The sequence below is a fragment of the Candidatus Woesearchaeota archaeon genome (assembly GCA_018303405.1).
Lineage (GTDB): Archaea > Nanobdellota > Nanobdellia > Woesearchaeales > JABMPP01 > JAGVYD01.
The window spans coordinates 1-22,776 of record JAGVYD010000012.1 but is presented as its reverse complement, the minus strand read 5'-3'; the positions used below and the strand labels follow the sequence as shown (position 1 = coordinate 22,776).

The 22,776-nt window shown below is 45.4% G+C and carries 29 protein-coding genes and 1 tRNA gene; 13 read left to right on the top strand and 17 right to left on the bottom strand.

What is annotated here, in order from left to right; genetic code table 11:
• Nucleotides 1-59: 59 nt before the first annotated feature.
• Nucleotides 60-758 (bottom strand): HAD family phosphatase, encoded by a 699-nt coding sequence (locus tag J4227_04550; GenBank protein ID MBS3109770.1) that lies wholly within the window; start codon nucleotides 756-758, stop codon nucleotides 60-62.
• A 113-nt stretch (nucleotides 759-871) separates the two neighbouring features.
• On the opposite strand from J4227_04550, the gene J4227_04545 reads away from it, so the two are divergent.
• Nucleotides 872-1,069 carry a hypothetical protein gene (locus J4227_04545; GenBank protein MBS3109769.1) on the top strand — a complete coding sequence of 66 codons (198 nt, stop codon included), beginning with the start codon at nucleotides 872-874 and terminating at the stop codon, nucleotides 1,067-1,069.
• Nucleotides 1,070-1,097: 28 nt separating this feature from the next.
• Entirely contained in the window at nucleotides 1,098-1,748 is a 651-nt protein-coding gene (locus J4227_04540) for a hypothetical protein (GenBank protein ID MBS3109768.1), read from the top strand.
• A gap of 71 nt (nucleotides 1,749-1,819) precedes the next feature.
• Here the strand turns inward: J4227_04540 and J4227_04535 are convergent, their stop codons facing one another.
• The 5 genes from J4227_04535 to J4227_04515 all read right to left on the bottom strand — a co-directional run bounded on the left by J4227_04535 (nucleotide 1,820) and on the right by J4227_04515 (nucleotide 7,299).
• A complete protein-coding gene (locus J4227_04535; GenBank protein ID MBS3109767.1) occupies nucleotides 1,820-3,712 on the bottom strand; it encodes a beta-CASP ribonuclease aCPSF1 in 1,893 nt (630 codons plus the stop codon).
• A 150-nt stretch (nucleotides 3,713-3,862) separates the two neighbouring features.
• On the bottom strand, nucleotides 3,863-4,504 hold the full coding sequence (locus tag J4227_04530) for a proteasome subunit beta (protein ID MBS3109766.1): 642 nt from the start codon (nucleotides 4,502-4,504) through the stop codon (nucleotides 3,863-3,865).
• A gap of 172 nt (nucleotides 4,505-4,676) precedes the next feature.
• Complete coding sequence (locus J4227_04525) at nucleotides 4,677-4,898, bottom strand: hypothetical protein (protein MBS3109765.1); 222 nt, start codon at nucleotides 4,896-4,898, stop codon at nucleotides 4,677-4,679.
• A gap of 91 nt (nucleotides 4,899-4,989) precedes the next feature.
• On the bottom strand, nucleotides 4,990-6,234 hold the full coding sequence (locus J4227_04520; GenBank protein MBS3109764.1) for a hypothetical protein: 1,245 nt from the start codon (nucleotides 6,232-6,234) through the stop codon (nucleotides 4,990-4,992).
• Nucleotides 6,235-6,342: 108 nt separating this feature from the next.
• Entirely contained in the window at nucleotides 6,343-7,299 is a 957-nt protein-coding gene (locus J4227_04515; protein ID MBS3109763.1) for an RsmB/NOP family class I SAM-dependent RNA methyltransferase, read from the bottom strand.
• A 328-nt stretch (nucleotides 7,300-7,627) separates the two neighbouring features.
• On the opposite strand from J4227_04515, the gene J4227_04510 reads away from it, so the two are divergent.
• Nucleotides 7,628-8,245, top strand: a complete 618-nt coding sequence (locus J4227_04510) for a hypothetical protein (protein MBS3109762.1) — start codon at nucleotides 7,628-7,630, stop codon at nucleotides 8,243-8,245.
• Nucleotides 8,246-8,318: 73 nt separating this feature from the next.
• Here J4227_04510 and J4227_04505 read toward each other — a convergent pair whose 3' ends face one another.
• Nucleotides 8,319-9,416 carry a GTP-binding protein gene (locus tag J4227_04505; GenBank protein MBS3109761.1) on the bottom strand — a complete coding sequence of 366 codons (1,098 nt, stop codon included), beginning with the start codon at nucleotides 9,414-9,416 and terminating at the stop codon, nucleotides 8,319-8,321.
• A 262-nt stretch (nucleotides 9,417-9,678) separates the two neighbouring features.
• On the opposite strand from J4227_04505, the gene J4227_04500 reads away from it, so the two are divergent.
• Entirely contained in the window at nucleotides 9,679-10,317 is a 639-nt protein-coding gene (locus J4227_04500; protein ID MBS3109760.1) for a mechanosensitive ion channel family protein, read from the top strand.
• A 41-nt stretch (nucleotides 10,318-10,358) separates the two neighbouring features.
• Here J4227_04500 and J4227_04495 read toward each other — a convergent pair whose 3' ends face one another.
• From J4227_04495 to J4227_04475, 5 genes are all read right to left on the bottom strand, one after another.
• Nucleotides 10,359-10,628: a UPF0147 family protein gene (locus J4227_04495; protein MBS3109759.1), complete on the bottom strand. Its 270-nt coding sequence runs from the start codon at nucleotides 10,626-10,628 to the stop codon at nucleotides 10,359-10,361.
• Nucleotides 10,629-10,700: 72 nt separating this feature from the next.
• Nucleotides 10,701-11,036, bottom strand: coding sequence for a prefoldin subunit beta (locus tag J4227_04490; protein ID MBS3109758.1), 336 nt, complete (start codon nucleotides 11,034-11,036; stop codon nucleotides 10,701-10,703).
• Between the two features lie 22 nt (nucleotides 11,037-11,058).
• Complete coding sequence (locus J4227_04485; protein ID MBS3109757.1) at nucleotides 11,059-11,343, bottom strand: hypothetical protein; 285 nt, start codon at nucleotides 11,341-11,343, stop codon at nucleotides 11,059-11,061.
• 12 nt (nucleotides 11,344-11,355) lie between these two features.
• Entirely contained in the window at nucleotides 11,356-11,499 is a 144-nt protein-coding gene (locus J4227_04480; GenBank protein ID MBS3109756.1) for a DNA-directed RNA polymerase subunit P, read from the bottom strand.
• Complete coding sequence (locus tag J4227_04475) at nucleotides 11,496-11,828, bottom strand: 50S ribosomal protein L37ae (protein ID MBS3109755.1); 333 nt, start codon at nucleotides 11,826-11,828, stop codon at nucleotides 11,496-11,498. Before J4227_04475 ends, J4227_04480 begins: the two co-directional genes overlap by 4 nt.
• A gap of 237 nt (nucleotides 11,829-12,065) precedes the next feature.
• Between J4227_04475 and J4227_04470 the strand changes: the two genes are divergently transcribed.
• The 5 genes from J4227_04470 (at nucleotide 12,066) to J4227_04450 (ending at nucleotide 15,438) form a co-directional block, all read left to right on the top strand.
• Nucleotides 12,066-12,138 (top strand) — tRNA-Pro (locus J4227_04470).
• Nucleotides 12,139-12,363: 225 nt separating this feature from the next.
• Nucleotides 12,364-13,002, top strand: coding sequence for a DUF47 family protein (locus J4227_04465; protein ID MBS3109754.1), 639 nt, complete (start codon nucleotides 12,364-12,366; stop codon nucleotides 13,000-13,002).
• Nucleotides 12,995-13,996, top strand: coding sequence for an inorganic phosphate transporter (locus tag J4227_04460; protein ID MBS3109753.1), 1,002 nt, complete (start codon nucleotides 12,995-12,997; stop codon nucleotides 13,994-13,996). The genes J4227_04465 and J4227_04460 overlap by 8 nt, the downstream gene beginning before the upstream one ends.
• Nucleotides 13,997-14,325: 329 nt before the next feature.
• Nucleotides 14,326-14,775, top strand: a complete 450-nt coding sequence (gene nrdR, locus J4227_04455) for a transcriptional regulator NrdR (GenBank protein ID MBS3109752.1) — start codon at nucleotides 14,326-14,328, stop codon at nucleotides 14,773-14,775.
• Nucleotides 14,776-14,823: 48 nt separating this feature from the next.
• Nucleotides 14,824-15,438, top strand: coding sequence for a cob(I)yrinic acid a,c-diamide adenosyltransferase (locus J4227_04450; GenBank protein ID MBS3109751.1), 615 nt, complete (start codon nucleotides 14,824-14,826; stop codon nucleotides 15,436-15,438).
• A 36-nt stretch (nucleotides 15,439-15,474) separates the two neighbouring features.
• On the opposite strand, the gene J4227_04445 is transcribed toward J4227_04450, so the two are convergent.
• Nucleotides 15,475-16,812, bottom strand: coding sequence for a hypothetical protein (locus tag J4227_04445; GenBank protein MBS3109750.1), 1,338 nt, complete (start codon nucleotides 16,810-16,812; stop codon nucleotides 15,475-15,477).
• Between the two features lie 97 nt (nucleotides 16,813-16,909).
• On the opposite strand from J4227_04445, the gene J4227_04440 reads away from it, so the two are divergent.
• From J4227_04440 to J4227_04430, 3 genes are all read left to right on the top strand, one after another.
• The gene (locus J4227_04440) at nucleotides 16,910-17,464 is read left to right on the top strand and encodes an AAA family ATPase (protein ID MBS3109749.1); all 555 of its coding nucleotides are present in this window, start codon (nucleotides 16,910-16,912) and stop codon (nucleotides 17,462-17,464) included.
• 69 nt (nucleotides 17,465-17,533) lie between these two features.
• The gene (locus tag J4227_04435) at nucleotides 17,534-17,980 is read left to right on the top strand and encodes a deaminase (GenBank protein MBS3109748.1); all 447 of its coding nucleotides are present in this window, start codon (nucleotides 17,534-17,536) and stop codon (nucleotides 17,978-17,980) included.
• 51 nt (nucleotides 17,981-18,031) lie between these two features.
• Complete coding sequence (locus J4227_04430) at nucleotides 18,032-18,937, top strand: DUF1385 domain-containing protein (protein ID MBS3109747.1); 906 nt, start codon at nucleotides 18,032-18,034, stop codon at nucleotides 18,935-18,937.
• 17 nt (nucleotides 18,938-18,954) lie between these two features.
• Here J4227_04430 and J4227_04425 read toward each other — a convergent pair whose 3' ends face one another.
• The 4 genes from J4227_04425 to J4227_04410 all read right to left on the bottom strand — a co-directional run bounded on the left by J4227_04425 (nucleotide 18,955) and on the right by J4227_04410 (nucleotide 21,270).
• Nucleotides 18,955-19,188 (bottom strand): hypothetical protein, encoded by a 234-nt coding sequence (locus J4227_04425; GenBank protein ID MBS3109746.1) that lies wholly within the window; start codon nucleotides 19,186-19,188, stop codon nucleotides 18,955-18,957.
• Nucleotides 19,189-19,334: 146 nt separating this feature from the next.
• Complete coding sequence (locus tag J4227_04420; protein MBS3109745.1) at nucleotides 19,335-19,952, bottom strand: hypothetical protein; 618 nt, start codon at nucleotides 19,950-19,952, stop codon at nucleotides 19,335-19,337.
• An 82-nt stretch (nucleotides 19,953-20,034) separates the two neighbouring features.
• Nucleotides 20,035-20,412, bottom strand: coding sequence for a hypothetical protein (locus tag J4227_04415; protein MBS3109744.1), 378 nt, complete (start codon nucleotides 20,410-20,412; stop codon nucleotides 20,035-20,037).
• Nucleotides 20,413-20,658: 246 nt separating this feature from the next.
• Entirely contained in the window at nucleotides 20,659-21,270 is a 612-nt protein-coding gene (locus J4227_04410) for a hypothetical protein (protein ID MBS3109743.1), read from the bottom strand.
• A gap of 337 nt (nucleotides 21,271-21,607) precedes the next feature.
• On the opposite strand from J4227_04410, the gene J4227_04405 reads away from it, so the two are divergent.
• On the top strand, nucleotides 21,608-22,654 hold the full coding sequence (locus tag J4227_04405) for a hydroxyacid dehydrogenase (protein MBS3109742.1): 1,047 nt from the start codon (nucleotides 21,608-21,610) through the stop codon (nucleotides 22,652-22,654).
• The last annotated feature ends 122 nt before the right edge of the window (nucleotides 22,655-22,776 follow it).

Genomic DNA, 22,776 nt, shown 5'->3' with positions numbered 1-22,776 from the left:
TTATGCACAGGCGGGATGGGCAAAGCTTGGCCTGGGCATGCGCCAAGCTAAATTCAAAGCTATTCGGTTATGTGCGGAAGAACAAGGCGCAAATCCTTTTTCCTGATGATTACGTCAGCCACTTTTTCAAGATCCTTTGAATTAGGGCAAAAAGCAATAGACAGGCCAGCTGCCTCTGCGATATGGATATCGTTATAATTGTCGCCTATGAAAGCGGTCCTGCTCAGATGGATATTCTCCAGCCTGCAAATGTGCTTCAGGCCGGTCAGCTTGTGCTCGATATCATATTTTGTTGGAATGATGCGGCTGATTTCCCCGTTCCGGCGAAAATAAATTTTGTTCACAAGCACATAATCAAAAATTTCCCTGTATTCCGGGAGCACTTTTTCCACGGCGATGTTCAGGCTGCCTGAAATGATTGCAAGCTTATGCCCTGATTTTTTAAGGGCCATCAGTGTCTGCCGTGCCCCGTTCATGAGCCTGATTGATGACATGCCCCGCATGATGTCTTTTTTCCTTGCCTGCCTTTCTTTCCACAGCTTTATGTCCATGCGCGCCCATTCAGCATAATGAATTTCCCTTGCAAAGAACTGCTGCCTGTAATGCTCCCTTTTTTTCTGGTCTGTTTTAAGATAAGTGTGGATCAGCTGCCAAATATATTTAACATTGTCAATGATGGTCCCGTCCAGGTCAAAAACAACCAAGTCATAGGCATTTTTTTTGGTTTTTTGCAACTTTCCCTTCTTTTTCCTCTCCATGACCTCCTGACTGCATCCCAAACCTTTAAATAGCTTGCACTTTTGCTGAATAGAAGTTCGATAATTCTTATCTTTAAAGAATACAGGGGTTGTGGAAGCAGAGGTGCTTTATAATGGAAAATGCCCAGGCCACGGTCGGAATGACAGACGAGCAGATACGGTCAAGATTAGTGACAATGAGGGATAAAATCAGCGTCCTTGAATGGGATGAGAAGATGGGGCAGATTAATCCTTACAAGAAAGTCCAGCTGGACAGCCTCAGGAAGGAATTCAAGACAATGGAGGAAAAGCTGGAGGCAAACCAGGTATAATCTTATTTTTGTTCTTGTCAAGACAGTTATGGAAACTGAAACACTAATTAAAAGGGCAGAGAAAGAATTTGCAGAGATGAAAGTATTCGGCAACCCGAGAAAATATCTGATTACACAGGCCCGGCAGAATTTCGATGATTTCCTGGATGCAATAGATTCAAAAGTTGGCCCGGAGGGATATACGCTCCTGACTGGTTCTGCGGGGATGATTAAACTGAATGGTGTTGGGAGAAGATTATTGCCAAGGGAGCCCATTGAAGACAAAAGATATGACAGGCTCCAGAATGGATTTGAAGAGACATATGTCTTGAATCCCGCTGGCACATCAACCATGTCGATGCTGCAGTATCCGGATTCTGGTGCAATCGAAATAATGTACCTGTCAACTTTGGTTGGCTTGCCTCCTTCCATGATGAAGACTTTTGAGAAATCCCCGCAATTAAGGATAATAAGGGACCTTGCCGGAAAGCTGGGCATGGCCGTTGCGCCAGAGGTCTCGAATGTCTCATTTTACCATACCCCTGCATCAAAGGCTTCTGGCAAGCAAAGCCTGCAATTGAAAATTACTGGAAAAATACCTGTTGACGGCCAATCATTTCAAAGGGCGGGCCCTTTTATCCATGCTACTGAGAATTTGCTCAGGGATTATTATGCTGAGCAAACCATCTCTCGATTATAAACCATCCCTCAATTATAGAATTCTTCATTATCCCCCTGCTTAATGCTCAAGCCACCTTATTCCCTGTCTATCTACCTAATCCTTATTGTCTCAAGATTTCTCGGCGCTGCAGTTTCTATCCTGTTGGCCTTGTGGATAGACGACGCCAAGTCAAGGCACCTGCTGGACTCGCCGTGGTTTACAATGACTTTTTTTGGCTTGGGGTTGCACTTGTGCACGAAGCTCATGAGCTGACGCCTGTCGCTGTGGCCGGATAATCCCTCAATGGTATGGACATTCATATTGACTTTAATCATCTCCTGCTTGTTGCCATAAGTGAAAATGATTTCCTTCTCGCCGCGCTGGACCCTTCGGCCAAGGCTTCCTTCGCCCTGGTATGAAACGAAAATTATCGAATGCATGGAGCCTGATGCCAATGCCTTAAAGTATTCCACTGACGGCCCGCCTGTCAGCATGCCTGATGTTGCAAGGATAACGCCCGGCCCCTTTTCCTCAAGGACTTCAATCCTTTCCTTTTGGCTTCCGATGCGCTTGAAAATGTCGGACAAGAATGGGTTTGCATCCTTGTGGAAAATTTGCTTGCGGACAAAGGTATTGAGGTATTCAGGATAGGCTGTGTGGATTGCCGTCACATCCCAAACCATGCCATCCACATAAACAGGTATTTTTTCCAATTCGCCCATGCGAATCATTTCCTCGACGACGAGCTGGACTTCCTGGGCCCTGCCGACTCCAAGAACCGGAACAAGGACTTTTCCCCCGTTCTTGACTGTTGTCTTGATTATATCAGCAAATTGAGCCTCGCATTCCTGCCTTGTCGGCTGGATGTTGTCCTTCCCGCCGTATGTCGCCTCTATCATCAAGGTCTCGAGCCTCGGGAATTCGGTTACTGCTGCGTCCAGAAGCTGTGACTTGCCAAATTTTGTGTCCGCGCTGTAAAGCAGGTTGTGCAGCCCATTTCCAATGTGCAGATGGACCATTGCGCTTCCCAGGATGTGGCCTGCCGGATAGAATGTGATCCTAACATCAGGAGTGACATCAGTCACTTCCTCAAAATCAAGAGTGATTGTGTGCTTCATCATTTCCTTGATGTCATCTGTCGTGTAAATTGCTTCCTTGCCGTCGCCCCTGGCAATCTTGATAAGGTCGAGCTGGAGTAGGCCCATGACATCCCTTGTCGGGGGAGTGCAATAAACCGGGCCTTTGTATCCAAACTTATAGAGATACGGGATAAACCCGCAGTGGTCAAGATGCGCGTGGGAAACTATGACTGCGTCAAGCTCCTCAATCTTGAATTCGGGCACCTCAAGGTAAGGGTATGCATTTTCCTCGGAGGCGACGTTGACGCCGCAATCCAGCAGTATTCTTGACTCAGGAGTCTGCAAGAAAATAGCGCTCCTGCCAACTTCCCTGGCCGCGCCGAGATAGGTGACCCTTACCCATTCGCTCTTTTTGCCCCTTATCCAGCCGTCATAAATCCTGTGGCCGACCTTGTTCAGGAACTTTCTCCTGTACTCGCTGTTCTGGTAAAGCACAGCGCGGATGTTTTCTGTTATCTTGGATTTTAACGGGGGGGTTCGCCTCACCACCGGCACCCAGAATGTGGCGTTCTTTATGTCGCGGAGAAGGCTTCCCTGCTTCCCAATGGCAATGCCGGGCTTTTCAGCCTCGATAATTGCAACAGAGCGCTGCGGGTCAAAAATTATCTGGTCAATGTTGGCCTCTTCCGGAATGAGCTTCCTGATTTCCTTTTCAGCCTTTTCAGCATTCAGGGTTATTGACGGGTCAGGCCGCAATTCAACCCTTTTCTTGATATTGTCAACTATTTTCTTGATTATGCCGTTGTTGTTCAGGAAAAAATCAGTGTCCTTGGTGTATAGCACAATGTTTGCGCCTTCAAAACCAGCGTCGCTTATTTTGTCCTCTGGCAAAAATTTCATAACTTCCTTTAAGATTTCATTCATCATAGAATATCACATTTCAGCATTTTCATCTCAGATATTGTTTTTAGTGTTATTTTGTTGTTAGTTTCATAAATTAACCAGGTTGATTTAGTTGATTATTGGCACCTGGATGGCGCTTTTGCCGCCGGGATTCCTTTTCTTATATTTCTTTTATATCTCCAACACTGGCGTCAAATCCTTTGACAGCACTTTCTTGAGGCCATCCTTGGTTATGGTGACAACATCAATGCCATTGCCGGAATAGGTGTCCCTTTGCATGGCTGCGTTTATGCACTTTGCTGCCAGCTTAACGCCGTCGTCAATTGACATGTCCTTCTTGAAGAGGGTTTCCAGAACGCCGTAGGCCATCACGCTGCCTGAGCCGGATGTAATGTAATCATCCACTTCTGTAATAGAGCCGTCTGCAAAGATATCGTAAATGTGGAATCCCTCATCATCCTTGCCGCCCATGAGGAAATGCGCAATTCCCGGAATGATTGAAAACTTCCTGATATTGCCATAGACCATGTTGGCCAGCAGATTGGCTGTTTCCTTGACATTCGGCTCCCTGCCGCTCCTGATCTTTTTCAGGGTCGTTTCCGCCCTTATTAACTTTGTAAGCAATTGAGCATCAGACACTGTCCCTGCCATTGTGATGGCCATATTGTCATTTATCAGCTGGACTTTCTCTGTCCTCTTATTCACAATCAGGTTTCCAGCTGTGGCCCGCCTGTCAGCGGCCAGCACTATTCCGTCCTTGCAGACAATTCCAACTGTTGTGGTTCCTTTTTGGAAGATATTTTCCGTATCCATTTTTTTATTCGCCTCTGTTTCCTTTATTGACTCGGCTTTGGCTCGTTTATCTGGCCTCAATGCTCGCCTTAAGTTCCGCTAGTAATTCCCCAGAACTTCTCTCAGAATGCTGAGATTTGTAAAAAATCTTTAGTATTTAAAGCTTTGCTTTGGCGGGCAAAAATAAGCATTCTCAGATATCTTCCATAGCCTTTTCTGTAATAATCACGCCGCCAATCTTAGCGCCGGGCTTCATACCTTTCATGCAGACAGTGCATACATCAAGCGTGTAGCCTCCCAGCTTAATGACCTTTGAATGGCTTTCGCAGGCAAACTTACTGCAGCCGTCGCATTTCTTAAGCGTGTGCCTGTTGCACAAGTGGCATGAGCCATCGACCCACATTTTTGTTGACATGGCTTGGATGCATTTTTTAGACTATAAATATTTTTTGCAAAAGAAATGACACCATTAATGCTGATGCTTAATGTTGTTGTGGCAGTGGCCATCACTCATTGTCGCTTATGGCATTGCTCAGGTGCTTATGGAATAGGGCGCGGAGCCCTGCATTGTGCTGTTTCCAAGGCTTATCATTGCCATGGAAGCCAGCGACGTCATTGAATTGGCGGTATGCTGCAATGCCGGTGTCCATCCCAAGCAGCCCGAGTATCTGCTTCCTGTCCCTTGGCATGTGCTGCAAAGCATCGCTGATACACGGCCGGTCATCCCCGAGAAAAAAATCCAGGTCAGCAATTTCAATGTCAGCTTCTTTCTGCCCGTATTTTGAGCTGACCCTTACCGATGCAAAACCTGCCCCTGTTTCCTCGGCAACTGCCCTTGAGAGAGCAAAAGCATATGGAATAATGACACTGCTGGCCTTGTACATGCATTTCCCCCAGACCTTGTCAGTGCCGAGCTGATGGAGGCCCCCTGTAATAATCTCCGGGTCCTTGGCCTTGCTTACCCCTGAGTCTGCCTGGATAAAATACTGGTCAAAATCCCCCTCGTTGATATGCCAATGGGCCCTGCCGAGCCTGTATTCCGGCAGGTTTGCAATAATGTGCTTTTTTATTGTCTCCCTGTAGTCTGAGTTCAGGCCAGGCGCGTGGGCCACGGACAGATAAACATCCACGACATCAAATCCGTCTTTCCTGTGCTCAACTGTGACATGCACTTTTCCGTCGGGCATCAACTCATTCTTCTTCAGCCTTACAAGGTTGTCCAGGGTCTCATCGATTTTTTTTGCCACTTCAAGGGACGGGAAGGTTCCATGTATTCCATGGGGCGGCCGGATATAATGGCCATAGGCAATGGCAGAATCAGCAAACTTGTTTCCATTTGAGGTCGCATTGATGTTGATAGCCTGCGGGGTAATCCTGCTGTGGTCAATTATGGCATTGTCCAGGGAAAAATTGCCTGTATCAAGGTAGCCTGACTCCCTCAGCTGTTCTTCAAGAGTTTGGTATGCAATCCCCTCAAAGTCAACACCGTCAGGAATCACGAGCTGGCCTGCAATGCTCAGCCTTATGGGAGTGACCTTGCCAGGCTCGTGCCTGACAGTGCCCAGCTGCCCGTTAAGGTCAGCCCTGAACCTGCCCAGCAGGCCTGAGCCATTTGAATCAATTTCATGCGTTTTTTCTGCCAGGTTTTTCACAAGCCTGGCCATGGCATATGTCATGAAAATATCAGGATGCTTTCCTGAGAATTCAACTTCTGCCGTCTCCCTGTAGCCATTGGATAATATTATGCTCATTCAAACACCATCATGATCGTTCAAGCACCATCGCTGCAATACATTGGGGAAAGAAACTCTTTATAAATTTTAATGCTTGAATTATTCCCATTGGAATATAAAAACAGGTTATTTTTTCCTGAATTTTGCCACAAAAAATCCTTCTGTGTCATTGTCCTGCGGCCAGAGCCTCAGGCAATTCCTGACAGCACCATCATATTTTCGGCCTTCAAACTCCAGGATGGCAGGACTCCTGCTTCCCTTGAAATCAATTTTCTGGAGTTCTGCATCCGAATGCCCGGCCAGGAAATCAGAAACAACTCCTTCATCCTCTTCCGGCTCCAAAGTACAGGTTGAATAAACCATTATTCCGCCAGGCTTCAAAAGGCCCCATGCGGTGCGAATGAGTTCCCTCTGTATTCCGCACAGCCGCCTGACCATGTTCGGATTCCACATCTTGAGAGTCCTGAGGGATTTCCTAATTGTGCCTGTTCCAGAGCATGGCGCGTCAACCAGTATCCTGTCAAATTCCAGATTCAGCTCCTTGAACCTATGGCCTTTGGTTTGCGTGATTACTGTATTCATCGCTCCGCACCTCTGCAGGTTCATCCCCAGGGCCTTTATCCTGTCGCCGAGGAAATCATTGCAGATAAGCGCGCCTGAATTCTGGAGATATTGTGCAATCTGGGTTGATTTTGAGCCTGGCGCTGCGCAAAGGTCAAGAACGGATTGCCCGGGCCCGACATCCAGGACAATTGGCGGGATCATTGATGCCGCTTCCTGGATGTAAATGTAGCCCAATGCATGCTCTGTCAAATTTCCAACATCCCTTCTTTCCCCCTTAATCCAGAAGCCTTCTGCGCACCATGGGACAGGTGTAAGCTTCCATTTTGGCGACAATCGCTTTACAATAGTGCCGACATCTGTTTTCAGCGTATTCACCCTAATTGATTTCCTGAGGAAAGACAATGAGCATTCCATAAACTGCGGATATCTTTCCCCAAGAAGCGTTGTATACCGTTCCTCGAATGCCGGCTTGGGCTTGAGGGATTCAGTGTTCGGGATGCGTTCAAGTTCGAGTGCCATTTATGATATGGAACTTGCTGAGCTTATATTAGTCTTGTGATATTTTTCACCATATGATGCACTGCCATGCGGCCTTGTCCGAAAAGTTAGTTTGGGCATCAATTTTGCGAAGCCCATTCCAGGATGGGTTAGGCATTTTTCGGAGTTGCGGAGGAGAAAAATGCAATGCATGAGAAGCTGCAATGCTGAGCGGATGTCCAAACCGAGCCGGAAGGCGAGTTTTCGGACAAGGCCCTGCCCTGCAAAGACTTTTAAAGAAAGAGTTTTTACTATAATAGAGAGGTAAATATTAGACTTGCTGAGCTTGTATTAGAAGTGGAAAACTACAATGGACAGAAGAACTTTTTTGAAATCGTTTGCATTGGGATCGGGTGTCGCGGCTGTTGGAGGATTGGAAGCATGCATCCAGCAAAGCGAGAGAAGACCCTTATGGGACACACAAACCCTGCCAAACGGCGCACTGGTTCCGGGCAAAATAGAAAAATCTCGAAAATATCCACACCACTATAATTTGGTATCTCCTGATCCAGATGCAGTGGCGAAAAGTTATCTGACCGGGACGATTAAATCGGTAAAATTTGCGCACGTATCAGAAGTTCCGTCTCCTTTGCAAGCCGAGAATCCGGAAATCCCCAATACCGGAGTGTATATCCAAATAAGCCCTGATTTGGTTGATAGCACTGTTGAAGAGGGAAGTGATTATCACATTTTTATCGGTATCGAACCACGCTCCAAGGATTATTCAGGTCCGATGGCAGATGAATTGTCAAATGACCCCCTCCGAATATTGGAAAAGGCTTTGGTAGGGGATAAAATACGTATCCCTACCTTGCGAAAATATGATTATCCGCACAGGCTCTACAAAATTATGAACCAGGCAGATGAGTACAAAGTCAGCGAGATAAAATTATTGAGCCATGCCTTAATTCATGATGGGATGGGGTGAATTATTCTTCCAGAAATGATATAAAATACAGAAATGATATAAAATAATATAATCTCAGAGGTAGACAGCTCAATTATCTCAAATGCAGTTCAAGAATGTCATTGTCCATTAATTTATGGTCGAGCTTGATGATTTTCTGGCCGCTGAATTTCACGCTCTTGCCCCATATCCTGGAAAACTTGAATTTCTGCACAAAATCCCTGTGAAGCTTTTCGCAGACATCCCTGATTGTGCTTGCCTTTTTCATGACCAGTGGGATTTTCATGTCAGCTTCCTTGCCGGGCTCTTTCAGGTAAATGTTCATGAATTGCAGCCTCTTGTAGATGAGCTCCTTCAGCTCATTGATGTGGAATGACTGCTCGGCTGATATCATTATATCAGGCTTGATTTTTTCCCTTACTTTTTTTATCTGGTCATTCGTTGCCATGTCAATTTTGTTGACAACGGTTATTGCAGGGATGTAATGCTTGTTCGCCTCAATGGAGTCTATAAAGCGGTCAACTGAGACATCTTCCCTTATCAGGACATCTGCGTTGTTGAGCTTGAATTCCTGCATTACGCTTTTGATTGTCGCCGGGTCAATTTTTGTCAGCTTGACAGTTGTGCCAAGCTTTATTCCCCCGCGGGCCACCTTTTTTATTTTGACATCAGGCTTGCTCTGGTTGACCCTGACATGGGAATCATAAACTTCCTTGCGGATGATGCGATAATGCTCGGGCGCATTGACATCGATCAATATGATGATAAGGTCGGCTGAGCGGATTATTGCAAGAACTTCCTTCCCTCTTCCCTTGCCCGATGCTGCGCCCATTACAATGCCTGGCACGTCCAGTATCTGAATTTTGGCGTGCTTGTGCTCCAGCAAACCCGGTATGACTGTCAAGGTCGTAAAGGCATAGGCGCCCACAGGCGAGTTTGCATCTGTCAGCTTGTTCAGGAGTGTGCTTTTTCCAACTGAAGGGTAGCCAAGAAGGACAACAGTTGCATCCCCGCTTTTCCTGACTGCATAACCCTGGCCGCCCCCCTTTGAGGCCTGCCTTTTTTCATGGGCTTCCCTCAGTTTTGCAATTTTTGCCTTGACAAGGCCAATGTGGTGCTGGGTAGCCTTGTTGTACTGGGTCTTCCTGATTTCATCTTCGAACTGCTTAATCTGTTCCAGATAGTCAACCATGGTTATAGGATGGCAGGGGGTTATATTAAAGTTAATTCTTTTCATGCTCTGTCCAGAATCTCGCCTTCGGCTCGAGTTTTGGCATCTGTTCGCCTTCAACTCCGGGAAAAATTGCATTTTTCTCTCTGGAACTCCGAAAAATGCTTTATGTGAGGATTGATAAGTCTCACAAAATTGATGCCAAAACCAAGTCTCTGGACAGAGCCTTCTTTTCATGCCCCAACTGGGAAACTTTAAAAACTACTGAATAAGCATGAATCCTATGGCACAAACACAGGAAACAATGGTTGCTGCCTTTAACTGGCTCCAGGACCATGTGGCAAATCTGCTTGTCAATGCAGTCATAGCTGTCATAATTTTGCTGGTGGGTTTTGCCGCCGGAAGGTTTGTGGGCAAGCTTATTGACAAAATCCTGGCAGAATTAAGCATCGACAGGCTGTTCAGGCTTAAGGGAAAGCTTTCACCGAGAAAAATCATTGCTGAGCTTGTCACATTTGGCATATACTTCTTCACGATTGTCGTGGCATTCAACCAGCTTGGCATAACATCAGCTGTTTTTTACACCATCATTGGAGCAATTTTGATTGTTGCGCTTGCGTCTTTTTCCATCAGCAGCCTTGACTTCCTGCCAAATTTCATCAGCTATCTGAAGCTTGTGCAAAAAAAGCCTTTTGGCAGGGGGGACATCATCAAAACCGGCAAGGTGGCGGGCAAAGTGCAAAAAATCGGCTATCATGACACGCATATTGTAACAGAGTCGGGTGATGCCATTTACATCCCAAATGTGCATTTTGACACGAATGCTGTGCATGTCCTGAATAAAAAGGATAATGGAAAAGAAAATGCAGGAAGGACAGGCGGGGTCGGCAAGGCCGGGCCGGAAAAAGGGCGAACCGGATAGGACTGTATTGGCCATATCGGGGACAAGGTTATATTGGAGTTTTAGGAGAATTTCTCAAGCATTGAGACAACATTCCATATTTGCGTCCTTGTATAAGGCTGGAGGTTGATGTCATCTGCGATTTCGTCCAGCCCGTTCTGGGCACGGTTGACCCTTATAGAAAGCTCAGTATTTTCTCGCAAGATTCCAAGGGTCGCCTCGATCTTGCCCTTGATGTTCCTTGGCACAGTATTGTCGCTCGCTATGTCCTGCAAAGCATCTATTACGTCCTGTATCTTTGGCTTGGCGTTTGAGTTGTCCTTTCCTAGCATTTTTGTCTCTCGTTGCAACTGCTGTGTCAGCAAAATGAATTGCGCCTGTCCTCGTTGCATGCTTATGGCGATCTATTTCTTTTCACCTTTTTTCTGAAGCCCTTCGAGCACTTCCTGGCGGATTGACTTGGACTTCTCTTTGAGCCTTGATTCCTGCTTTTCCAGGTTGCTGATCCTGAGTTCGAGCATGTTTTTCTTCTCAGAAAGCTCCTTCACAAGGTCTGCCTGCCTGGTGGACACCATTATGTTGCCAACAATGTGGTAGGCATTTTCCTTGCCCTTCAGCTCCTCGAGGGCTGACTGGACTTCAATAAGCTGCATCTGGAATTGCTGCCTTTGCATCAAGAAATTCTGGAGATTTTGCTCAATCATCTGCATTTGCTGAATCTTATCTTCTGTATTTTCCATTTTTGCCCCGGGATAATGCGGGCTATTCTTCCGTGGAAGATTGCCCTGAAATTTCCCCCATTTTCTCGTAAACAATCAAAAGCTTGATAAGCGAGTCCGCGGCTGCCCGCAGCGCAACTGCATCAACCGCATCAATGCTGAAAAGCACCTGCCCCTTTTTCTGCTGAATCCTGAGTGTTGACCTGTCCTTCCTGGGATTCCCCAGCTCGGCTGAAAATGCCTTGGCAAGCCTGGCTGGCTTTTTGTCCTCAACTTTTATCTGGGCATGGAATTTCATGTGCAGTGGTGGATTTGCCAGGCATGGCAAATGCCCTGGCTATTATCGTGCTTTGACTTTTGTGCTGGTTGTCCTTGGCTTGTAAAGCATCTTGCTTCCGCAGTAAGGGCACCTGACCTTTTTCTTGATATAGGTCTCCGCAACCTTCTTGTCGCAATCAAAGCATTTGTAGAGAGTCATTTTTATTCATCCTCTTTCTTTTCATCAAGAATGTCCTGGCCTTCAACGGCAGATTCCATGGATGTGCCCATTTGTTCGGCAATGTTCTCGGTTTTAGGGGTTTCCTCAAATGAAATTTTCTTTGAAATGCCATAGGCCTTGCCGGTAAACTTGGACTTGCATTTGTGGCAATACCAGATGCCGACCGCAAGCCTCTTGACCTGGGTGGCGTGGCAAAACACGCACTTATGCTTTTTTCTCTGCTCTTCCTCTATTACTCCCAGCTTTTGCCTGAGACTTCTTCCATATCTGGCCCCGAAACGCTTGGTCGAGCCATAGCTTTTTGTAGATACCATATAATATACTCCAGAGGTTCCATGTATAAAGATGATTTAGGACCCTTCTTAACCCAGTCTGAGGATTTTATGCTAGTATTTAAAGATATCGTACTATCCCCTGGGAAAGGATAGAACCCAAACACATTTTTTCTCTGAAAAAATGATTTGCTTGGGTGCACTGTGCAAATCACACCCATGCCGGCATCTTTAAATAACAAATAGTATTCCATCTGGATTGTTTTTCACAGGATTTAAGGGGCCGTGGGGTAGCCTGGTATCCTTCGAGGTTCGGGACCTCGTGACCCCGGTTCGAATCCGGGCAGCCCCATATCCTTTTAGTCTTGCGAGCTTTCATTCTGCAATATTGATGCGTCGCTCCTTGTTGGTATAGCGAAATTTAAGGTTGCATTAGATCGCGTCGAGAGGCTTTATGCCTCACCTGTTTTTACGAGATTTTACTAAAAATCTCCCGGGCGGCCCCATGAACAATTAATTTCGACCTTGAGCTGTTGCGACGATAGGTATTTAAATTAACATCTGCTACTAACCGGATATGGGGGTCTTAAACTGGCTTTTTCCGAGGGACGAAACCTTCTATAAACTTTTAGAGAAGCAGTCCAAGCTTGCCCTTAAATCGGCTGAGACATTCAGGACACTGGTCAATACTTATAATTCTGCAATCCACTCCAAGAGGCAAAGGCATATCCGGGACCTGAAAAGATATGAGCATGAGGGGGATAAGCTCATCAGGGAATTGGTTGAAAAGCTGAATAAGACTTTTATTACGCCGATTGACAGGGAGGACATCCATAATCTGGCCAATCTCCTGGATGACATTATCGACGCGATAGACAATGTCGGGAATATGTTTTATGTGCACAACATAAAAAAGGTTGACAAGTTTATCAAGGAATTTTCCAAAATCATCCACGAAGGCGTCAAGGAAATCCACCTGGTCATGCATAACCTAAGGCAATTGAAGGAAGTCGAAAAGCACTGCAATAAGCTGAAACAGTTGGAGAGGGATGCGGATGATGTCCTGTCTGAATCAATAGCAGTGCTGTTCAGGGAAAATAAGAATGCCATTGAGATTATCAAATACAAGGATGTTTATGAGCTTATGGAGTCAATTACAGACAAGACCTGCAAAATAGGGGTAATCATTGAAGGGATTGTGGTGAAGCATGCTTGATGGCGGCCTTATTTTGGTCATAATCATTATTCTTGTTGCACTCATATTTGACTTTGGAAATGGAGTCAACGATGCTGCGAACGCAGTTTCCACAGTTGTTGCGACTGGTGTCCTATCACTTAGGGCAGCGGTACTCATGTCGGCTTTTTTCAATTTTGCGGGGGCTTTTGTATTTGGCGTTGCGGTCGCAAAAACTATTGGCAAGGGGATTATCGACTCGAATCTTGTAACTCCCTATGTAGTCCTTGCTTCTTTGTGTGGCGCAATTTTTTGGGTGTATTTGATGACCAGGAAGGGCTTCCCGATTTCAGTAAGCCACAGCCTTATAGGCGGATTGGTGGGAGTAGGCCTTGCCAAGGCTGGCCTCAAATCCATAATTTATTCAGGTGTCACCAAAGTTGTTATTTTCATTTTTGTGGCACCCTTGCTTGGCCTGGTTGGCGCCATGCTATTTTCAGCAATAGTTTTCCATTTCAGCCGGAACAGCGACCCACGGAAAGTGAACAAGCACTTCAGGTGGCTTCAATTGATTTCTGCTTCCGTCTATAGCTTAGGCCACGGCACAAATGATGCACAGAAAACCATGGGGATTATTGCTATCCTGCTTTTTAGCGCCGGCTACCTCAGTGGAGAGTTCTACGTGCCCTTTTGGATTGTGCTTTTGTCGCATGGAACCATTGCCCTTGGCACACTGATTGGCGGCAGGAAGGTCATCCATACAATGGGGCATAAGATTACCAAGCTTCGGCCTGTCAACGGCTTTTGCGCGGAAACAGCCGGTGCCAGCGTGATTATTGGCGCAACCCAGTTTGGCATACCTGTCAGCACAACTCATGTAATTGCCGGCTCCATTATGGGAGTGGGGGCTGCAAAAAGGGTTTCTGCAGTGCGATGGGGAGTTGCCAATAAGATTTTATGGAGCTGGATCCTGACAATTCCGGTATCTGCTGCTGTTGCAGCTTTATCCTACCTGGTTATTTCCCTTTTTATATAATACTGGAGTGGGCGGCCTTGTCCGAAAAGTGAGTTTGGGCATCAATTTTGCGTAGCCCATTCCCGGAGGGATTATGCATTTTTCGGGGTTGCAGAGGAGAAAAATGCAATTCGCGGGAAGCCGCAATGCTGAGCGGATGCCCAAACCGAGCCGGAAGGCGAGTTTTCGGACAAGGCCAGAGTGGGCCCGAATCAGCATAAACCTTGTTTTCAAGTATACAAATATTTATATATAGCAAAAGCCTGATACTACAATATATTGGGGTGTAAGGTGGCAATAATACAATATATTGTATTATGGTTCCCAAAATCATAAAGAGGGTTAATGACATGAAATGCCCGTATTGCTCGAATTCTGAATCCAAAGTGATTGATAAGCGGGACATTGAAGATGCCCAGACCATACGCAGGAGAAGGGAATGCCTGAAATGCGAGAAAAGATGGACCACTTATGAGAAAGTGGAGAACCTTGATTTGACTGTCATCAAGAAAGACGGCACCAAAGAGCCGTTTGAAAAGGCCAAATTCGAGAAAGGCATAAGGCTTTGCCTTGAAAAAAGGCCAATAACAGAGGAAAGGATTGTGCACCTGGTCGGGGAGATTGAAGGCAAGCTGAGATCGCTTGGGAAGGGGGAGATTTCAAGCGCATATATCGGAGAGCTGGTCATGAAAAAGCTCAAGAAGCTGGATGAAGTCGCTTATATGAGGTTTGCTTCAGTTTACAAGGAATTCAAGGACATTTCATCCTTCAAAGAGGAGATTAAGACACTGCAGCGATAAGGGCTGATGAGACTTGGATTTCGGGGAACAGAAAGGAGAGGTAATGGGATGGTCACAAAAATAAAAAAACCGATTGTGGTGCAGGGAGATGATGACAGAAGCAAGCTTGGCCTGGTGCACATCTACACCGGCGACGGCAAAGGCAAGACAACAGCTGCATTGGGGCTGGCTTCCAGGGCATTGGGAAACGGCTACAGGGTTTACATGATACAATTCCTGAAAAGTGGGTTTACCGGCGAGATAAAAAGCGCGGAATCGTTCAAGAAGGATTTCACAATTGAGCAGTACGGCGCTGACGCAGTCCAGAATAGGGAGGAAATCATGCAGAACCTGCGGGAGCAGAAGGCGAAATTTGTTTTCCAGCCCGATGAGATGGAAATTGAGGCCGCACGGCTTGCATATGAAAAAGCGCTTGAGATTTTAAAATCGAAAGAATATGAGCTTGTTATACTGGATGAAATTAACTGCGCCCTGGACAAGGGACTTCTTTCCATGGAAGATGCAGGAATGCTTCTGCAAATGCACGACAATGTTGAGCTTGTTTTCACCGGCCGCGACGCGCCTGAAGAATTGTTCCAGCACGCTGACTATGTTTCTGTAATCCAGAAAGTCAAGCACCCCTGGCAAAGAGGGATAAAGGCGAGGAAGGGGATTGAGTATTGAATCTTTCGGTCCACAATGAATTCGGTCTATTTTATGTTATTCTGTTTCTGTTATAAATAATTCACATGCACAATTTTTAACAGGATTATTAGAATCAATTGTGCCAAAATACACTGCGTAGTCATCAATAATGCCAGTAAGTTGAGTTTGTTCCATTTCAGTATTGAAATCATTAACAGAATTCATTTCATGGATACAGTATTCAGTGCAATCATCTTTAGTTGTGAAATTGTTGAATCTAAGTGATTGTACACTCCCTTGTGGCCAATCAAGTATCGAGGAGTACAGCCCAAATCTAGTTGTTGCTGTTCCACCTGTGTTTTCCATCAAACACATCACGGAATAGCAGTCTTCACCGGTATCACAGCGCTCGAGGCCATTCTGTCGGTAATAATTTGGCTGAACCTTTTCTGGCATCAGATTGCTGAAATAATTACGAGAGCATATTTTGTAAAAGGCATAGTTCAAATTTTCAGGATTGTCACATGCAGGACAAATAAATTTGACCGTTATGCTATCCTCACTAGCTGCATCTCTAAATTGAGTAAAATGTGAAATAAGTGTGGGCATAAAAAATAGGAGGATCAGAACAATCAGCGCCCCAAACACCATCAACAACTTTTTAGTCTGAAACTCTCTTAATGGGACGAGGATAATAAGTGAGAAGATGTAAGGTATACCCACATAATACAAAAATTCCGCGCCTTCACTAAGAAAAAAGGTGTTTACAATAAGGAGAGTTACCAATATGATAACATAGTGTGGCAGATAGTTAGAAGGTATTTTTATCATGAAGAAAAGCAGAAGAAATAGATAAAACACAATCATAATCGCAATTATGTGATGATAGTTTGCACTTATAAGTTCAATAAATGGCCAATAGAATTTATAATGTAGCGCGTTAATTGCCTCATATAGCCAATTGCCGCGAAGCCCCAGCAATATTTCTAAGAAATCTGTGCCTGATAGAATAGCCCATAAGAACAGAGTACCTAAGATGGCATGATAATATATTTTAGGCACGCTACGCACAAAAGTCATAAAATAGCCGTCTTTAAGCAACAAGATTATTATTAATCCAAGAAATGCGGCAACGATGAACGGTGCAAACTGCCAAAATGGATAAAAGATTAATAGGTAATAACACTCTCCTCTGCAGGTCATCAATGATAGCATCGAAATTGTAAGGATCATCAATGAAAAGAATATTACCATATAGAAAGCATACAACCAATTTAGAAAGCTTGAACTTAGACCATATGCTTCATAAAAATTATCAAATTTTCTTTTTAAGAAGATTCTTGACAGCCAAAATATGGTCAAGCCGGCGACCAAAGAAAGAACCACATCAAGTGTCAGATTCAGCAATGCCATTCTCAATCTTAGACCATTCAAGTTTATATGTTTTTCTACACTTACTATGCCCAAAATTATGTCAATCTTTTTATATCCGTCATTTATCTTTTGGGATATGAACAAAATCATTTCAATTGTGGGCATGACCGGCTCTGGAAAAACCGAGGTTTCTGAATTTCTGAAAAAGCATGGCCTTGCCTATGTCAGGTTTGGCGACGTGACAATGGAGGAGCTGAAAAGACGCTGGCTTGATGTCAATGAGAAGAATGAAAGAATGGTCCGCGAAGGATTGAGGAAAGAGCATGGAATGGACGCCTTTGCCAGGCTGAATGCCGGAAAGCTTGAGAAGGCACTGGAAAAAGGAAGCGTAATTGCGGACGGGCTTTACAGCTGGGAGGAATGGCTTTTCCTCAGGGAAAAATTCGGGGAAAAGATGATTGTGCTCGCAATTGCCTCGTCACCGGCGACAAGGTACCAGCGCCTTGCAGAAAGGAAAATCAGGCCATTGGCACATGAGGAAGCGGCCTCGCGCGACAAGGCCGAGATTGAGAACAGCCACAAGGCAGGGCCAATTGCAATGGCGGATTTCACAATAATCAATGAAGGCAGCCTTGCAGAATTGCAAAAAAATACAAATGCATTCTGGAAAAAAATATCCGGACAAACATAATTTCAATAGAAAAAGCTGGGAGAAGCTGGAAGGGGGAGCAAGATGGCAGCAGAAAAACCACAGGAGAAAATGCAAAGGGATGTCAAAAGGGTTGACTGGGACAATTACTTCATGAACATTGCGGACCAGGTCGCAACGAGAAGCACATGCGACAGGAAGCATGTCGGGGCTGTAATTGTCAGGAACAGGACAATCTTGTCAACAGGCTACAACGGGAGCGTGAGGGGCGCGCCGCATTGCGATGATGTGGGTCATGACATGGAGCATGACCATTGCGTCAGGACAGTGCATGCAGAGGCGAATGCGATTGCCCAGGCTGCACGAAACGGGGTGAACATCGACAACTCGGAGATATTCATAACAGCCTCGCCCTGCCTGACATGCTTTAAGCTCGCCGCAAATTCAGGGATAAGGGCAGTGCATTACATGGAATTTTACAGGGATGAGAGGATAACGGTTTATGCCAACCAGGCAGGAATACGACTGGATTACATGGGCGGCAGGGCCAGGAAATGATAGGATAATGAGTATGTTTTACAATTTTTGAAGCGACAGGTTATTATCAACATGGCAGAACAAACCTACGGCGGGCAGGCAGTGATTGAAGGCGTCATGGTTAAGAGCAAGAAGAACATGGCAGTTGCTGTCAGGAAGCCGAACGGCAAGATTGCCATAAGGAAAGAAAAGCTCAACCCGATTTCTGAAAGGGTCTACCTGTTCAGCCTGCCCTTTTTCCGCGGCATGGCCATGCTTTTTGAGATACTTTTTTTGGGAATGAAAGCATTGAATTTTTCGGCGAGCCAGGCATCAGGCGAAGAGGACAAGGCATCGAACACTGAGATATTCTTCACAGTGCTGATCTCAATTGTGATGGCCCTGCTGATTTTCAAGCTCATACCGCTTTTTGCCACGCAACAGATAAGCAAATGGCTTACGGGGATTGGCCAAGGCTTTTTATTCAACCTGATTGAAGGCTTGCTCAAGCTCGGGGTTTTCGTGCTGTACATTTGGCTGATTTCGCAGATGAAGGATGTGAAAAGGCTTTTCATGTACCACGGTGCTGAGCATATGTCCATTGCCTGCCATGAGCAGGGCAAAGCCCTTGCCCCCAAGAATGTCAGGAAATATTCGCCAATCCACAGGAGATGCGGAACAACATTCCTGTTTATCGTGATTTTCCTTAGCATCCTTGTCTATTCTTTTGTGCCGGCTTATTTTGGCTTTTGGGAGAAATTTTTGTGGAGAATCCTCCTGCTTCCTGTTATTGCAGGGATAGCTTATGAGATTCTGAAATTGGGCGCAAAATTTGAGGATAATTGGCTGATTAATATTATGGTTCAGCCGGGCCTTTGGATACAGAAGATGACAACAGCTGTGCCGGACAACAAGCAGATTGAAGTGGCCATTGCCTCCATGAAAGCAGTTATTTCCATGGAAAAGAGCCCGGGCAAGGCCAGGAAGGCAAATAGCTAGAACAAACCGGAGAATTTCTAAGCCAAGTCACTGCCAGGCAGCCTGCCTGCCGCAGCGCTGTTGTTCAGCAATACTGGCACATCCGCATAAGTGTTGTCCAGCGGCACATCAAAGGCAAATTCAATGTTTATTGCCACAACAAGCTCCTTTTCTCCATCAGAAACAGTCACGTCGTCGGTGAAGGTCACAAAGACTCGTTCACAGTTGTCAGGGACAGGTACGTTTTCCGGGATGGTTTTTTTCTTTGCCATTGACATCAACATACATTGTCAGTATACACAATCGTATAGTTGTCTATCTATGACACAACTAATATATAAATATTTCCATCCGAAAACTATAGAAATATGGATAAATTGTTATTTTTTGGATAAAAAAATGAGATTTAAGAGAAAAATCAGTGTGTTTCGGCCCGAGAGATATATATCCCGGGCATTTTGTCAATAGCTGCATGCTGCAACCTGTCATAGACATTTCGGACTTTTGCAGCTAAGGCCTGAAATTTGGCTGCCTTTTCAGGATTGGATGTCCATTCCGCTGCCTCGCCAAGGATAGTGCCGATGTTATCGAGCCTCTGATTTAAATCGTGAATGTTCAGAAGATATCGCTTTGCCTGTTCTTCAATCGGCAGATTCCGGTCGACAAGTGTCATTAGCAATTCGACCTGGGACGCAGCAAGCATGGTTTTTTGCCCTTCCAGCTTTTCCCTGAGGGAAGAGATGGTTGAATCCGTTGGACTGGAATCAGGGATAAAGGCTTCTGTGATGTCTGAGCCCAGTGAGTCATAGTCGCCAATAATTTCCTTGTACACAGGATGGAATTGCTTGGCAGCCATCATGTAGTGCCCGGCCACTTCGGCTATCCTGTCCCGGTTCCGTCTCATTTCTTTTTTGTCATGCCTGATGACTGGAGCCAAGACATTTTCATACTCAGGTGCGAGAATTGCTTCAAGGGGCTTCATTGTAGCAGGAGTTTCTGTATTTTCAAACACTGATATCACCCTGAAAAGCTTCATAATTAACTGTAGTATAAAAACCTTTGGAAAAGAATACTATGCTAGAGTAATAACAATTGTAAAACAATTTGAAGAGAAAGCCCTACCACCATTTCACGCACTGATTGCAGTCATGCGGGATGCTGGAGTCAATTTTCTTATGCACGCTGCAGAGAATCATGTTCTGCTTGGTGACCTTTAGGATGCGCTGCAATTCAGAGATAAGGGATGATGGAGATGGGTTGGCAAGGATTGTGTCCACTGATTTTTTCATTTCCTGCTGGACCGCATTATTGAACTTGACATCCTTGCCGCGCTTTTCCTTGAGGTATTGGGAAATGGCCGGCTCGGTCAAATAGAGGACTTTTGCCGCCTGCTTTTGCGACATGCCCTTTGTGCTGATCATGATTTTGGCCAGTTCCCGGCGGACTGCCGGCAGGATGTACCAAACCTCGATTTCCTGAGGAGTTAGAAGTTTCATGTTAACAATGTTAATGATAGTTAATTTATAAAGATATCGGTTAAATTTGCGAATAAATTGCAGTATACTGATTGTTCTATAGGCATTCGCGGTCATTGTTCCAACGACTTTATTTTTCTCCCCTGCTCTGGCCGAGGGGGAAAAAAATAAACCCTAATTTGACTCGGTCAAATTATGGCGCGAAAAGACAGAGGATTCTATCCGGACATTATTGATTAAATTGCAATAAGAGTTAGAAAGTCCAGTTTACAACGGGAACCACTTATTTGTAGGGCGATGGCAACTGTTGCCGCTCAGGGGGGAATCCTTGCTGCCTGGCCTGAGCTGGAGGAATTTTTTGCCAAGCTCTTCTGCAAATTTGCTTGTGTGCACGGTGTCCCTTTCCAGGTTGACAAAGATGGCCGCGACAAGGCGAAGTGTCAGCATAGCACCTAATTCCCTGTACAATGGCTTCTGCCTGGTCTCCTCGAGAATCCTTGCCTTGTCCTCGATTTCCTTGTCCAGCTGCCTTATTTTGTGCTCCAGCTGCTGCGTGGCAATGTGATATTCCAGGATGTTTTCATCCTCTCCCTTGCCGGCCTGCTGTGCAATGGCATTGTACTCCTCTATTAAAAATTCATGCGCCTTGAGAATGAAATCGGACACAACGTATAGCTTTCTCTTGAGCTCCTTGTTGAAAAAGCCAATCCAGAACATCCTTATTTTCATTCGCCAGATATAGCCGTCAACATATTGGAGGATTTTCTTGTAAAGGAATGACTTTTGCTCTGTGCTGCCTTCAGCCTCCATGGACTTGCGGCTTTCTCGCAATTGCTTGACTTCCTGCTCAATGTAATGGAGTTCTTCTTGCATGCCCATGGTAAAAATTCAGTGTCATAAGGTATATTTATGCTTGTCGGTTTTTGTGCATGCCTGGCGCCACCATAATCCCAATACCCCATCACAATCCCGGTATCCTATGCAAATATAAGCTTAGCAGAAAACTTCGCCTGAAGGCTCAGGTTTTGCCATCGGCTCGCATGAGATACTTATTCATGAGGGCAGTTTTCTCCCTGGAACTTCGAAAACTGCTGTCTGCTTATTTCCAGGTGCTCGCAGAATTGATGGCAAAACGTAAACTTTTCTACTAAGCCGCAATATAAAAAGAAATATATATTGCCTGTGCATCTGGAAATGGATAAAAGAGGTGCCTTTAGTGAAGAAAAAGTACAGCCCATCCGGCAAAAAAACAGGGGTAAAAGTGGGATTTTTTGAAGTGCAGGAATGGGAAGAGGCTACGCTGAAAAGCGATCTTGCCGGGTGCGATGTCACATTCTTCTCCGAAGAGCTCAAGCTTGACAATGTCCACGATGCCTTTGACCGCGAGGTTATTTCTGTGTTTATCTATTCTAATTTGACAAAGAAAGTCCTGGACATGCTGCCCAACCTTAAATTGATTGCAACAAGGTCGACAGGATATGACCATATTGATTTGGCAGAATGCGACAGGAGGGGCATTATTGTCTGCAATGTGCCATTCTACGGGGAAAACACCGTGGCCGAGCACACATTTGCCCTGATACTTGCCTTGTCGAGGAGAATTCCCGAAAGCTATGACAGGACAGTCAAGGCGGATTTCTCAATCGATGGCCTGCAGGGCTTTGACCTGCGGAAAAAAACATTAGGGGTCATCGGCACCGGCCACATCGGGCTGCACGTCATAAGGATGGCGAAAGGATTTGAGATGAATGTGATTGCCTATGACAAATTTGCAAATGAAAAGCTGGCGCACAGGAACGGCTTCAAGTATGTTGAATTCGACTATCTCTTGGCAAACTCAGACATCATTACCCTGCATCTTCCGGATAATAAGTTCACTCACCATACAATCAACAGGAACAATGTTTTCAAGATAAAAAAAGGGGCTTACCTGATTAACACCGCGCGAGGAGGCCTTGTCGAGACAGAGGCGCTGGTGCAGGCGCTTGTGAAAAACCAGCTTGGCGGGGCAGGCCTCGATGTGCTTGAGGAGGAATCAGCGATTAAAGAGGAAAACCAGCTGCTTTCAGCCAAATTTTCAAATGATGAGCTTAAGATAATTTTGCGAAACCACATCCTGCTCAAGCTGAAAAATGTGATTATAACTCCCCACAATGCGTTCAACAGCCAGGAGGCGCTGCAGAGAATCCTGGACACATCATTGGACAATGTCAGGGCATACATCCAGAATAAAGTGAAAAACCAGGTGTTTCTTGCAAAATAATTCTTTAATCTTCATTGTGTGGATTGTAAACTACCGTGGGCTGAAGCCCACAGCGTTTAGTTGAAATCTGTAAGCCGACTCTGATTCCTTACACTTTGGTATTCTTCAAAAGTGTATTTTTG